We start from the raw sequence: 12,179 nt of genomic DNA, 5'->3' as shown, positions 1-12,179 counted from the left end.
AAAGCCTTGGGGCAGGCACATTCTCCTCTTTCCCGGACAGCGCCGGTCCTGAAGCGGGCCGCACTCTGGCTCGCCTTCCTGGCGCCGTTCTTCTACCTGACCTATGGCGGCGCCAACTGGCTGGCGTCGCAACGCGCGCATGTGCCGAACATCGCCTTCGCATGGGAAGGCGCCATTCCGTTCTTGGGATGGACGATCATTCCATACTGGTCGATCAACCTGTTCTACGGGCTCTGCCTGTTCATCAACACCACGCCGCGCGACGTGGATAGGCTCGCGAGGCGTTATCTGACGATCCAGTTGATCGCGGTTGCCTGCTTTATCGCGTTTCCTCTCGAAGCAATCTTCGTGCGGCCGGCAACGAGCGGCCTGCCCGGTTTCATGTTTGCCGTCCTCGGCGGCTTCGACAAGCCGTTCAACCAGGCGCCGTCGCTGCATATCGCGCTGCTGGTGGTGATCTGGGACCATCTGCGCGGCCGGCTGCCGGGGAGGATACGGCTTCTCTGGCATTTCTGGTGCTTCCTCATCGGCGCCTCCGTGCTGACGACGTGGCAGCATCACGTCATGGACATACCGACCGGCGTGCTGCTCGGCCTGTTTGCCGCCTGGCTTTTCCCGCGCGATGCCGGTTCGCCTCTTGCGAATTTTGCTCTGAGCGACGATGCGAAGTCGCGCCGTCTCGGTATCTATTATCTATGCGGCGCCCTCGCATTTCTCGGCCTTGCAGCGCTCTTTACTCCTCTATCGGCCGCAGCGCTTCTGTTGCTCTGGCCGGCCGTTGCGCTGGCGATCGTCGCAGTCGGATATTTCGGCGCCGGCCCGCAGATATTCCTGAAACGCGCCGATGGCCGGGCGGCGCTTGCCAGCCGCTGGCTGCTGGCACCCTATCGGCTCGGCGCTCTCATCAACGTTTGGCTCTGGACCCGGAAAATGCCGTCATCCGTGGCGATCGCTGACGGCGTCCATCTCGGCCGTTTTCCGCGTCGCCACGAGGCCGACCGTTTTGCCACGGTGATCGACCTCACCGGCGAGTTTCAGTGCCCGAGCGGGACATCAACGCGCTGGTGCAGCTTTCCGACCCTTGATCTGACAGGTCTCGACAAGATCCAGACGCTCGCCGCGGCGAACCTCATCGAGGCTGCGCGCCACCAGGGACCGATCCTCGTCTGCTGTGCGCTCGGTTTCCAGCGCAGCGCCGGCGTCATCGTGCGTTGGCTGCTCATCAGCCGGCGCTGCGAAACTCCGGCCGAAGCGCTGCGGCTGATCGAGCGGGCGGGGCGGCGGGTTCATCTGCCCGAGGAAAGCATCCATGCCGTGACGGAGGGCTTGCAATGACGCAGTGGAATGCCACGGCCTCGGCGGCTGCGCGAAATCTCGGCCGCAATTCAATCGTCTGCGGGCTGACGGCGCTGTTGCCGCTGATTATCGGCCCGATCACCCAGGGATATCGAGGCTTCGCTCCAGCGCTCGGCTGGCTCTTGATGCTGGTTTTCTGCGGGATCGTCCTTGCGCTGGCGATCCATCTCCTCTTCGATGCGCTGCTGTTCCGCCTCGCGTCGAGCCATGAGACAGAGGCCGCCGGTCTTGCCGCCGTCGACGACCTGCTCTCCCGGATGCAGCTTCGCAAGCCTGACGGGACACCGCCTGGCCTCGAAAGACGAATTGCCGGATCGCGCCGCATCGTCTGGTGGCAGCGTTTTGCGCTTGCCATCAGTCTCGTGATTTTCGCGATCCTTCTGTTCACTGCGAGCGACGGCCGGGCGCTGCCGACTTCTCTCAGCCTCGCCCTGATATGATCGAGGCGTTCACGTCGTTGATGTCGCGCTTGCCGCAAAGCGCCATGGTGATGTCCATCTCCTTGCGGATGATGTCGAGCGCCAGTGTGACGCCGTCCTTGCCCATCGCGCCGAGGCCATAGAGGAAGGGGCGGCCGATATAGGTGCCCTTGGCGCCGAGCGCCACGGCCTTCAAGACGTCCTGGCCGGAGCGGATGCCGCCGTCGAGATGGACTTCGATGCGGTCGCCGACGGCGTCGACGATTGAAGGCAGCATACTGATCGAGGAGGGGGCGCCGTCGAGCTGGCGGCCGCCATGATTGGAGACGACGATTGCATCGGCGCCGGTGTCGGCGGCGGCCCTTGCGTCTTCCGGATCGAGGATGCCCTTGATGATCAGCGGTCCGCCCCATTGCTCCTTGATCCAGGCGACATCGGCCCAGGAGAGCCGCGGGTCGAACTGCGCGTGCGTCCATGCGGCGAGCGAAGTGATACTGGAGACATTTTTCGCATGACCGATGATATTGCCGAAGGTGCGGCGCTTGGTCTGCAGCATATCCAGGCACCAGAAGGGCCGGGTCGCCATCTGCCAGAGATGTTTCGGGGTGAATCTCGGCGGCGCCGACAGGCCGTTGCGCAGGTCCTTGTGGCGCTGGCCGAGGATCTGCAGATCGGCCGTCAGCACCAGCGCCGAGCATCTGGCGGCCTTGGCGCGGTTGATCAGCCCGAGGACGAAATCCTTGTCCCTCATCACATAGAGCTGGAACCAGAAGGGGCGCGTCGTCACCGAGGCGACGTCCTCGATCGAGCAGATGCTCATCGTCGAGAGCGTGAAGGGAACGCCGAATTCTTCCGCCGCGCGCGCCGCCAGCATCTCGCCGTCGGCATGCTGCATACCGGTCAGGCCGGTCGGCGCCAGCGCCACGGGCATGGACACTTTCTGGCCGATCATCGTCGTTTCCAGCGTGCGGTCGGTCATGTCCACCAGCACGCGCTGGCGCAGCTTGATCTCACCGAAATCGCTCTCATTCGCCTGATAGGTGGATTCCGTCCAGGCGCCCGAATCCGCATAGTCGAAGAACATTTTCGGCACGCGGCGCCGCGCGAGTTTTTTCAGATCGGCGATGGTGAGCGGAGTAGCCATGAATGGAACCTTCACATCTGAACGTGGCTACCCCGGCGTAACATAAATCAGGAAGGACGTTATGAGAAATTTCGAAGGCGCCCGTCGACAACAATGGAGTCGTTACTTTTCCCAAGGTATATCGCGCAGGTCACTCGCTCCATCCATGATGCGCACGATGCGAACGTCTTCGCTATCAAAAGAGTAGAGCACGAGCCACCTTTCGACCACCAGCACCCGGGCGTCCTCAGCAATCTCCGGTCGTTTTGGACCCATTTGCGGGTGCCGGCTCAAAGAGGAAATGCGCTGTTCGATACGGGCGATGATGGTATCGGCCATTGTCTGGCCGCTGCTGCCGGCGATCCACAACCAAATGTCCAGCATGTCCGAGCGGGCTCGGCTCGAATAAAAAACTGCGGCCATCGATCAGGCTTTGGATGCGCCAAACCGCCGGCGCCCTTCGGCCTTTACAGCATCGATATCCAAAGGAGCGAAATCTCCGCTCTGAATTCCTTCATGCCATGCATCCCGCAGCCGTTCGACCTCGCGAATTTTTGCATCGTCGCGCTCTTCAAGCAGCCGCAGGGCTTCGCTCACGACGTCGCTCGAAGAGCTGTAACCGCCGGAATCGATCTTTCTCTTGATGTAGCTCGCCAGTTCATCCGGCAATGAAACGGTCAGATCCATAGCTTTTCTCCTCATGGAACTATGGGAAGAATGATCGATTTTTGCAAGTTTGCCTAAAGGGCCTTTTTCAAAGCGACGCCAGCCACGTAAGTCTCCGCGATCGACCGGTCGTCGCCCATCGTCTGCATCAGGAAGAGTTCCTCGGGCAGGGTCTTCACCGTTTCCATCTTAAGCGCCATGGCCGGGGTCGCGGCTGCATCGAGGACGACGACGTCGGCTTCGGTGCCGGGTTCCAGCGTGCCGATCCGGTCGGCGAGCGACAGCGCCTCGGCATTGCCGCGGGTCATCAGGTAATAGCTTTCCAGCGGGTTCAGCCGTTCGCCGAGCAGCTGCTGGATCTTGTAGGCCTCGTCCATGGTCTTCAGCATCGAATAGCTGGAGCCGCCGCCGATATCGGTGGCGACGCCGATGCGGACCGGCTTTTCGCGGCGCGCCAGCGCCTTCAGCGGAAACAGGCCGGAGCCGAGGAAGAGGTTCGAGGTCGGGCAGTGGATGGCGACGGAGCCGGTCTCGCTCATGACATCGGCTTCGCGCTCCGAGAGATGGATGGCATGGCCGAAGAGGCTTTTCGGCCCGAGCAGGCCGTAGCGGGCATAGATGTCGGTATAGTCGATCGCGTCGGGATAGAGCTCGCAGGTGAATTTGATCTCGTCGTGGTTTTCCGAAAGATGCGTCTGGATGTGCAGGTCGGGAAACTCGCGGGCCAGCGCCGATGTCGCCTCCATCTGCGCCGGCGTCGAGGTGATGGCGAAGCGCGGGGTGATGGCGACATGGTTGCGGCCCTTGCCGTGCCAGTCCGCTATCACCTGGCGGGTCTCGTCATAGCCCATTTCGGGCGTGTCGAGCAGGCCCTGCGGGGCGTTGCGGTCCATCATCACCTTGCCGCCGACCATGCGCATGTTGCGCTTCATCGCCTCGGCGAAGAAGGCGTCGGCCGAGGTCTTGTGCACGGAGCAGTAGGCGACCGCCGTCGTCGTGCCGTGACGGATCAGTTCGTCGTAGAAATGCGTGGCGATCCTTTCAGCATGCGCGCTTTCGACGAAGCGGCATTCCTCGGGGAAAGTGTAGGTGTTCAGCCATTCGAGCAGGTTGGCGGCATAGGAGGCGATCACCTGCATCTGCGGAAAATGCAGGTGCATGTCGATGAAGCCGGGCATGATCAGATGCGGGCGGTGGTCAATCTCGGCCGTGCCTTCGGCGGCTTTCGCCTTGACGTCGGCATAGGGGCCGACCGCGGCGATCAGCCCGTCCTCGATCAAAAGGCCGCCATCCTCCTCGTAGAGATAACTCTGGCTGTCGGCAAGACTCAGCGGCGCGCGATGGAAAGAGAGGAGGCGGCCGCGGAGAAGTGTCGTCGTCATTGTTTCTTGCCTTCCACTGCGCTTTCGAACCAGGCGACGAGCAGCCTGCGTTCGTCCGGCGTAATATCGGTCACGTTGCCGGGCGGCATGGCATGGCTGCGGCCTGCCTGTATATAGATTTCTCGGGCATGGGCGGCAATTTCCGCGTCGTTTTCGAGCATCACGCCCTTCGGCGGCCGCACGACGCCTTCATAGGCGGGCTCGGCGGCATGGCACATGGAACAGCGCGTCGAGACCAGTTGCTTGACGGCCGGAAAATGCGGATTTCCGGCGAATTGCTGGAAGGCGGGCGCTACTGCGGCCGCATCCGTCTCGCCCGTCAGCTGCTTCGGCACGGTCGAAAGCCACATGATCAGGATGAAGAGGATGACGGTGACGATCCAGGTCCAGGTCGGCCGGCCCTTCCTCGCATGGGTGGTGTTGAACCAGTGGCGGATGGTGACGCCCATCAGGAAGACCAGCGCCGCGATCACCCAGTTGAACGCCGTGCCGAAGGCCAGCGGATAATGGTTCGACAGCATGAAGAAGATGACGGGCAGCGTCAGGTAGTTGTTGTGCAGCGAGCGCTGCTTGGCGATCTGCCCGTATTTTGGATCGGGCGTGCGCCCGGCAATGAGATCGGCGACGACGATCTTCTGGTTCGGGATGATGATCATGAAGACGTTGGCCGACATGATCGTCGCGGTGAAAGCGCCGAGATGCAGGAAGGCGGCGCGGCCGGTGAAAAGCTGCGTGTAGCCCCAGGCCATGAAGACGAGCACGACATAGAGCACCGCCATCAGTCCCCAGGTGTTGCGCCCAAGCGGCGATTTGCACAAGAGGTCGTAGACGATCCAGCCGAAGGCGAGCGACGCCAACGAGATCGCGATGGCGACGGACGGGCTGATATCGAGCACATGCCTGTCGATCAGGAAGAGGTCGGCGCCGCCGTAATAGACGATGCAGAGCATCAGGAAGCCGGAGATCCAGGTGAAATAGCTCTCATATTTGAACCAGGTCAGATGTTCCGGCATCTGGGCCGGCGCCACCAGATATTTCTGGATATGATAGAAGCCGCCGCCATGAACCTGCCATTCCTCGCCATAGGCGCCGGGCGGCAGATGCGGGCGTTTCACCAGTCCGAGGTCGAGCGCGATGAAATAGAAGGACGAGCCGATCCAGGCGATCGCGGTGACGACATGGAACCAGCGCGCCGCGAAGGCCAGCCATTCCCATGCTATGGCATATTCATACATCGAGTTCCCCTATCTTCCTCCGACTCGTGACATTGCGGAAATTTTGGCGGGGAGGGAAGAGGAGATTGAAGAACCGCACATGCCCGTCGGTTTTCGCGACGGTGGCAGCCCAAGGGAACAATGGAATGATCAACGGAACGCGCCGCCGATCTGCCGCCCCGTGCCTAAAAGCTGCCGAGAAGCCGTGCATTATTACTGTTTCATACTGGATCTGCTAAATTAGCCGATCTTGAAACTATGATGAGCGGATACAGTTAGGTTTGCGGGCCGCCGGAATGAAATAATAAGAACCGTTAGATATCGGCGGCGCATTCATCGACGGAGAGATGCCCATGCGCAGCATTCTGACGTGTGTGATGATGGCATACGCATCGTTGGCGATGGCTCACGACGCACCTTCGGGGTGGAGTTATGACCCCTATTGTTGCAACGGCGACAGTCATAATGGCGATTGCCAGATGATTCCGTCGAAAAGCGTGGCGGTGACGCCAAATGGATATCGTGTGACGCTGCTGCCGGGCGACCACCGGCTTGTCACGCATGCTCACGTCTTTCTGCTGCCGATGACGAAGGCGATGCAGTCCGGCGACGGCGATTACCACCTCTGTCTGTTCCCCAACGAGAACACGCCGCGCTGCTTCTACGCGCCGGAAATGGGATTTTGAAGCCAAACCGGCACAGCCGATCTGGATGACGGCTTTTTCCTGGTGAGGTTGCCGGGCGCGGGATGCTTTAAACTGCGGCCGTTTTCATCTCTTCGAGGATCCAGTTGCGGAAAGCCTTGATTTTCGGCACGTTGCGGCGGTTTTCGGGATAGACGAGCCAGTAGGCCTTGCCGTCGCTGCGGGTCAGTTCGAAAGGCTGGTAGAGCCGACCGAGCGCAATCTCGGCGGCATAGAAAGCCGGATTGAGGATGGCGACGCCGTGGCCGGCCATCGCCGCATCGGCTTCCACCGCCTGGGAGCCGAGCTGGTTGCGCGGGCGCCGGTCGAGATCCGTCTCCGTGACCCCGGCCGCCTCGAACCATTGTTTCCACCAGACATCGCCGGCATCGAAGAGATCGAATTTCAGGAGATCGCGGGGCTCCCTGATGCCGCCTGCCGATTCCGCCAGCTTCGGGCTCAGCATCGGCGTGAACTCCAGGCCCATCAGCCGGTGCAGCGCCAGCCCCGGCCAATTGCCGTCGCCCCAGCGGATGCCGACGTCGATCTGTTCGCGGCCGAAGTCGATGATGTCGGAGGTCGCCTGAAAGCGCACCGCGATCGCCGGATGCTTCAGATGAAAGGAGCCGAGGCGCGGCGCCAGCCATTTCGAAGCAAAGGTGTGGGTCGAGCTGATGGCGAGCGTGCCTTCGACGCTGTCGCGCGCCGTCGCCATCGCATCGTGCAGCATGGCGAAGGCTTCCGTCACTTTCGGCGCCAGCCGTTCGCCGGTCTCCGTCAGCGCGATCTGGCGGGGGCGGCGCAGGAAGAGCGGCTCGCCGACATTCTCCTCCAGCAATTTGATCTGGTAGCTGACGGCCGTCTGCGTCATGCCGAGCTCGTCGCCCGCCTTGGTGAAACTGCCGAGCCGGGCGGCGGCCTCGAAGACGCGCAGCGCATTCAGCGGGAATTGTTTCGACAGTTTCATGGATAAGTTCTCTTGATGCATGCAGACGGTCGTTCGATTGGAATTGCAGCATTTTTGGCGGCAAACTGCAACTCATACCATTAAACGGATGAGGTGATGTCATGGATTGCCAAGCTATCGAAGAGAGCCGGCCGCGGCAGGAAATCGGCGCTTTCCGGCGCCTTGCCGGCTGGCTGGCGGGAGGCGTTGATCGTTTCTGCCGTCTGCCCCGGCTCGATCTCAACGCGACGCCGGACCGCGTCAAGCGCGATCTCGGTTTCCTCGACGGGCGCGATCCCTATTACGAGGACGAGCGCATGCGGTAGGCCGCAAGCGCCGTCAGGATCTCGGCCGCGGTCATGGCGGCGATCACTTCGGGTCGTTTGTCCCTGACCGCGGAGCCGCCGATCGGCAGCGTCAACCGCTCGATCCAGCCACGCTCGCCGCCGCCTTCGCGGGAAAGCCAGCTTGCGAAGGTGGCGCGCTTGGTCGCCGAGCCGATCATGCCGGTATAGGCGAGGTCGGTTCTCTCAAGCGCCTCGCGGGCGATGAGGAAATCAAGCGCGTGGTCATGGGTCAGGATGACGACCGCGCCGCCTGAGGGAATATCCTTCACCAGCGCTTCCGGCATCGGAACGAGCCGGGTCTGGGTTCCATCCGGCAGGTTGGCGAGTTCCTCTTGCCTGGTTTCGACGACCGTCACCGACAGAGGCAGCGGCGCAAGGGCTGCCGCCAGCGCCCGGCCGACATGGCCGGCTCCGAAGAGCAGCACCTCGGGCAAATGCTCGATTTCGCCGGCGAGCCTGGCTTCAAGCTCCTCTTTCAGCGCCTGTGTCAGCCGCCGAAACCGCAACTCAGTGCGTCCGCCGCAGCATTGGCCGATCTCGGGGCCGAGCGGGATGTCCATGGTGGGTATGCCGCCGGTTCCGGCCAATATCTCCCGCGCGTTGTGGATTGCCATGAACTCGAACTGTCCGCCGCCGATCGTGCCCCAGAGGGCGTTCGCCGAAACGAGCATGAAGGCGCCGGCCTCGCGCGGGGTGGAGCCTTGCGTGCCGGTGATGTCGACGAGGATGCTGTCCGGGTGGGCGGCGAGGAAGGTCGGGAGGTCAGTCAGCACTGATGGACCTCGCTACCTTGGGAGTATGCCGCGAAGACCCCCTCATCCGACCCTTCGGGCCACCTTCTCCCCGCTGGGGAGAAGAGGGAGATCGCCGCTTCGCCGTTGATCCCATCATCCGTTCTAAAAGGGCGCTCTCCGGTGCAACAGTTCGGACAGGCAGTACGAGAGGGTCTTGCTCCCTCTTCTCCCCAGCGGGGAGAAGGTGGCCCGAAGGGTCGGATGAGGGGGCCTGGTTCAAGTACATTACGTTTTCACACCCTCGGAACGAACGATCGCAGGATAGAAGCGAAGGATATCATCTCGCTGGAATATTCGCCCTTCAAGTGCCGAAAGGATCGTCTCGAGGACTACTCTTCGCTCTCGGGTTATTTCGTGATTCCAAAATCGGAGAATCGAATATCCAGCCTGATTTAGCCACAAGGTCCGAGCTATGTCAGACATATTGTCGGCATGTTGAAATCCATCGATTTCGATAATCAGTCGCTCTTCGCGACATAGAAAATCGGCGATGTAGGTCCCGAGGGGAGCTTGTCGCGTAAACTTATATCCATTCAGCCGTCGATTTCGCAGATCGCCCCAAAGCCGATGCTCCTCTTCAGTTTCGGTTTGGCGTAGTTTACGGGCCTGACGAGTTTTGCCTGGACGTCTCTTCCTAGTGTCTTCGGGATCGGACATCTCAGCGGTCATCTACACCCGCTTCATCCGCTCCACCGCCATCAGCACGCGTTCCGGCGTCGCCGGTGCATCGAGCCTCGGGCAGACCTTGTAGTCCGCCACGCTCGCCACCGCCATCGACAGTGCTTCCAGCACCGAGATCGCCAGCATGAAGGGCGGTTCGCCGACGGCCTTGGAGCGGCCGATCGTCGCTTCGGCATTTTCCGACCATTCGGCGAGCCGGACGTTGAAGATCTTCGGCCGGTCGGAGGCGAGGGGGATCTTGTAGGTGGATGGTGCGTGGGTGCGCAGGCGGCCCTTGTCGTCCCACCATAGCTCTTCCGTCGTCAGCCAGCCCAGGCCCTGGACGAAGGCGCCTTCGACCTGGCCGAGGTCGATCGCCGGGTTCAGCGAGCGGCCGACGTCATGGAGGATGTCTGTTCGGTCGATCAGATATTCGCCGGTCAGGGTGTCGATCGAGACCTCGGTGCAGGCGGCGCCATAGGCGAAATAATAGAAAGGCGTGCCGCGGCCGGCCTTGCGGTCCCAGTGGATCTTCGGCGTCTTGTAGAAGCCGGCGGCGGAAAGCTGGACGCGGGCGAAATAGGCCTGCTTGATGAAATCGGGGAAAGCGATCTCGTTCTCGCCGACGCGCACCCGGTTCGGCAGGAAGACGACGTCGGAGGGGGCCACATTCCATTTTTCCGTGGCAAAGGCCACCAGCCGTTCCTTGATCTGGCGGGCGGCATCATAGGCCGCCATGCCGTTCAGGTCCGAGCCGGAGGAGGCGGCGGTGGCCGAGGTGTTCGGCACCTTGGCAGTCGTCGTCGCGGTGATTTTCACTCTGTCGATATCGACCTGGAAACTGTCGGCCAGTACCTGCGCCACCTTGGTATAGAGGCCCTGGCCCATTTCGGTGCCGCCGTGGTTCAGGTGGATCGAGCCATCCTGATAGATATGGACGAGGGCGCCGGCCTGGTTGAAAGCGGTCATGGTGAAGGAGATGCCGAATTTGACCGGCGTCAGCGCGATGCCTTTCCTGATGTAGCGGCTGTCGCGGTTGAAGCCGATGATGGCGTTGCGCCGCGCCCGGTATTCGGCCGTTTCCTCCAGCTCCTCGACGACCCGGGCGATGATGTTGTCCTCGACCTCCTGATGGTAGGGCGTCAGCGTGCGCCCGGAACCCGGCTGTCCGTAGAAATTCAGCTTGCGGATATCGAGCGGGTCCTTGCCGAGGGCATAGGCGATCTCCTCGATGACGCGCTCTGCGCCGAGCATGCCCTGCGGCCCACCGAAGCCGCGGAAGGCGGTGTTGGAGACGGTGTGCGTCTTCAAGGGCTTCGAGACCAGGTTCACATGTGGGTAGAAATAGCTGGAATCGGCATGAAAGAGAGCGCGGTCGGTGACTGGTCCCGAGAGGTCGGAGGAGAAGCCGCAGCGCGCCGCGTAAGTCGCGTCGACCGCGTGGATGCGGCCTTCTGCATCGAAGCCCACTTCGTAATCGACGAGGAAATCGTGGCGCTTGCCGGTGGCGCTCATATCCTCGTCACGGTCGGGGCGGAATTTGATGGCGCGGCCGAGCTTCTTGGCGGCGAGGGCGGCAAGAGCGGCGAACTGGCTGCCCTGCGTTTCCTTGCCGCCGAAGCCGCCGCCCATGCGGCGCACGTTGACGGTCACGGCGTTGGAGGGGATATCGAGCACATGGCCGACGATATGCTGGATCTCGCTCGGATGCTGCGTCGAGGACCAGACGGTCACCTCGTCGTCCTCGCCGGGGATCGCCACGGCGATATGGCCTTCGAGGTAGAAATGCTCCTGTCCGCCGATGCGCATCTGGCCTTTCAGGCGCATGGCGGCGTTCGGCATTTCCGTTTCGGGCTCGCCGCGATGGAGCGTCATCGGGGTAATGACGAGAGGGCTGCCGTTGGCGAGCGCGCCGTCGATATCGCTCCAATGCGGGAGGTCGCGATATTCGATCTTCGCGAGCCGCGCAGCGCGACGGGCGGCGTCGCGCGTCTCGGCGATGACGGCAAAGATCGGCTGGCCGTGGAACTGCACCAGAGTTTCGGCAAGCAGCGGCTCGTCATGGCTGCCGTTGGAGCTGGTGTCGTTGATGCCGGGCACGTCCTTGCCGGTGAAGACCCAGACGACGCCGGGATGGGCGGCGACCTCGGAAAGGTCGATGCTGAGGATTTCGGCATGCGCCCGGTCGGAGAGGCCGAGTGCGCCGTGCAGCAGGCCCGCGGGTTCGGGGATGTCGTCGATGTAGTCGGCGGTTCCCGTGACGTGTTTGTGCGCGGAATCATGGCGCAGCGAGCCGTGCATGGGGCCTGAGATGACGACTTTGGGGTCTTCGAAGGTGGACTTGTCCATTAGATCAGTCCTCCGCGAAGGGAGTTAGGGAATGCGGCTACTTCGCACTCCCTCATTCCTGTGCTTGTCACAGGAATCCAGCCACGGCGCGTCTGCGCCGTGAATGATTCATATGCTGACGGAGAAGGGTTTCCTGCGCCCAAGGACTTGGGCGCGCTGGATTCCTGTGACAAGCACAGGAATGAGGGAGAGGAGGAGGCCGCGACTATTCCCATCAATGCTTGCATTCCGGGCGTTCTG

12 protein-coding genes and 1 pseudogene are annotated in these 12,179 nt (G+C 62.1%); 4 read left to right on the top strand and 9 right to left on the bottom strand.

Annotation, left to right across the window (positions count from 1 at the left end):
* Positions 1-6: 6 nt before the first annotated feature.
* On the top strand, positions 7-1,335 hold the full coding sequence (locus ATY78_RS23145) for a phosphatase PAP2/dual specificity phosphatase family protein (RefSeq protein WP_088684641.1): 1,329 nt from the start codon (positions 7-9) through the stop codon (positions 1,333-1,335).
* Positions 1,332-1,796, top strand: coding sequence for a hypothetical protein (locus ATY78_RS23140; protein ID WP_088684640.1), 465 nt, complete (start codon positions 1,332-1,334; stop codon positions 1,794-1,796). Before ATY78_RS23145 ends, ATY78_RS23140 begins: the two co-directional genes overlap by 4 nt.
* Here the strand turns inward: ATY78_RS23140 and ATY78_RS23135 are convergent.
* From ATY78_RS23135 to puuD, 5 genes are all read right to left on the bottom strand, one after another.
* Positions 1,777-2,919, bottom strand: coding sequence for an alpha-hydroxy acid oxidase (locus ATY78_RS23135; protein ID WP_088684639.1), 1,143 nt, complete (start codon positions 2,917-2,919; stop codon positions 1,777-1,779). The two genes, ATY78_RS23140 and ATY78_RS23135, sit on opposite strands and share 20 nt — an antisense overlap.
* Positions 2,920-3,021: 102 nt before the next feature.
* The gene (locus tag ATY78_RS23130) at positions 3,022-3,321 is read right to left on the bottom strand and encodes a type II toxin-antitoxin system RelE/ParE family toxin (RefSeq protein ID WP_088684638.1); all 300 of its coding nucleotides are present in this window, start codon (positions 3,319-3,321) and stop codon (positions 3,022-3,024) included.
* Positions 3,322-3,324: 3 nt separating this feature from the next.
* Positions 3,325-3,585 (bottom strand): type II toxin-antitoxin system ParD family antitoxin, encoded by a 261-nt coding sequence (locus ATY78_RS23125; protein WP_088684637.1) that lies wholly within the window; start codon positions 3,583-3,585, stop codon positions 3,325-3,327.
* A 53-nt stretch (positions 3,586-3,638) separates the two neighbouring features.
* A complete protein-coding gene (gene guaD, locus ATY78_RS23120) occupies positions 3,639-4,946 on the bottom strand; it encodes a guanine deaminase (protein WP_088684636.1) in 1,308 nt (435 codons plus the stop codon).
* Positions 4,943-6,181 (bottom strand): urate hydroxylase PuuD, encoded by a 1,239-nt coding sequence (gene puuD, locus ATY78_RS23115; RefSeq protein ID WP_088684635.1) that lies wholly within the window; start codon positions 6,179-6,181, stop codon positions 4,943-4,945. Before puuD ends, guaD begins: the two co-directional genes overlap by 4 nt.
* A 332-nt stretch (positions 6,182-6,513) precedes the next feature.
* Here puuD and ATY78_RS23110 point away from each other — a divergent pair, with 332 nt between their 5' ends.
* Entirely contained in the window at positions 6,514-6,846 is a 333-nt protein-coding gene (locus tag ATY78_RS23110; protein WP_088684634.1) for a hypothetical protein, read from the top strand.
* Between the two features lie 67 nt (positions 6,847-6,913).
* On the opposite strand, the gene gcvA is transcribed toward ATY78_RS23110, so the two are convergent.
* Positions 6,914-7,810, bottom strand: coding sequence for a transcriptional regulator GcvA (gene gcvA, locus ATY78_RS23105; RefSeq protein WP_088684633.1), 897 nt, complete (start codon positions 7,808-7,810; stop codon positions 6,914-6,916).
* A gap of 101 nt (positions 7,811-7,911) precedes the next feature.
* Between gcvA and ATY78_RS23100 the strand changes: the two genes are divergently transcribed.
* Positions 7,912-8,115: a hypothetical protein gene (locus tag ATY78_RS23100; RefSeq protein WP_088684632.1), complete on the top strand. Its 204-nt coding sequence runs from the start codon at positions 7,912-7,914 to the stop codon at positions 8,113-8,115.
* Here ATY78_RS23100 and xdhC read toward each other — a convergent pair.
* The 3 genes and pseudogenes from xdhC to xdhB all read right to left on the bottom strand — a co-directional run bounded on the left by xdhC (position 8,091) and on the right by xdhB (position 11,939).
* Positions 8,091-8,906, bottom strand: a complete 816-nt coding sequence (gene xdhC, locus ATY78_RS23095) for a xanthine dehydrogenase accessory protein XdhC (protein WP_088684884.1) — start codon at positions 8,904-8,906, stop codon at positions 8,091-8,093. The genes ATY78_RS23100 and xdhC overlap by 25 nt on opposite strands.
* Positions 8,907-9,155: 249 nt before the next feature.
* A pseudogene (locus ATY78_RS23090) lies at positions 9,156-9,575 on the bottom strand (DUF559 domain-containing protein); the annotation flags it as partial.
* A gap of 24 nt (positions 9,576-9,599) precedes the next feature.
* Positions 9,600-11,939: a xanthine dehydrogenase molybdopterin binding subunit gene (xdhB, locus tag ATY78_RS23085; protein WP_088684631.1), complete on the bottom strand. Its 2,340-nt coding sequence runs from the start codon at positions 11,937-11,939 to the stop codon at positions 9,600-9,602.
* Between the last annotated feature and the right edge of the window lie 240 nt (positions 11,940-12,179).

The sequence above is a fragment of the Rhizobium sp. R635 genome, assembly GCF_002211285.1.
Classification (GTDB): domain Bacteria; phylum Pseudomonadota; class Alphaproteobacteria; order Rhizobiales; family Rhizobiaceae; genus Rhizobium.
Note: the sequence above shows the minus strand (reverse complement) of the source record. Positions and strands in the feature narration are given on the sequence as shown.

Coding starts and splice junctions, on each gene's coding strand:
- ATY78_RS23135 (WP_088684639.1), bottom strand. CDS start 2,919: ATGGCTACTCCGCTCACCATCGCCGATCTGAAAAAACTCGCGCGGCGC.
- ATY78_RS23125 (WP_088684637.1), bottom strand. CDS start 3,585: ATGGATCTGACCGTTTCATTGCCGGATGAACTGGCGAGCTACATCAAG.
- gcvA (WP_088684633.1), bottom strand. CDS start 7,810: ATGAAACTGTCGAAACAATTCCCGCTGAATGCGCTGCGCGTCTTCGAG.
- xdhB (WP_088684631.1), bottom strand. CDS start 11,939: ATGGACAAGTCCACCTTCGAAGACCCCAAAGTCGTCATCTCAGGCCCC.
- ATY78_RS23140 (WP_088684640.1), top strand. CDS start 1,332: ATGACGCAGTGGAATGCCACGGCCTCGGCGGCTGCGCGAAATCTCGGC.
- ATY78_RS23130 (WP_088684638.1), bottom strand. CDS start 3,321: ATGGCCGCAGTTTTTTATTCGAGCCGAGCCCGCTCGGACATGCTGGAC.
- ATY78_RS23100 (WP_088684632.1), top strand. CDS start 7,912: ATGGATTGCCAAGCTATCGAAGAGAGCCGGCCGCGGCAGGAAATCGGC.
- ATY78_RS23110 (WP_088684634.1), top strand. CDS start 6,514: ATGCGCAGCATTCTGACGTGTGTGATGATGGCATACGCATCGTTGGCG.
- guaD (WP_088684636.1), bottom strand. CDS start 4,946: ATGACGACGACACTTCTCCGCGGCCGCCTCCTCTCTTTCCATCGCGCG.
- puuD (WP_088684635.1), bottom strand. CDS start 6,181: ATGTATGAATATGCCATAGCATGGGAATGGCTGGCCTTCGCGGCGCGC.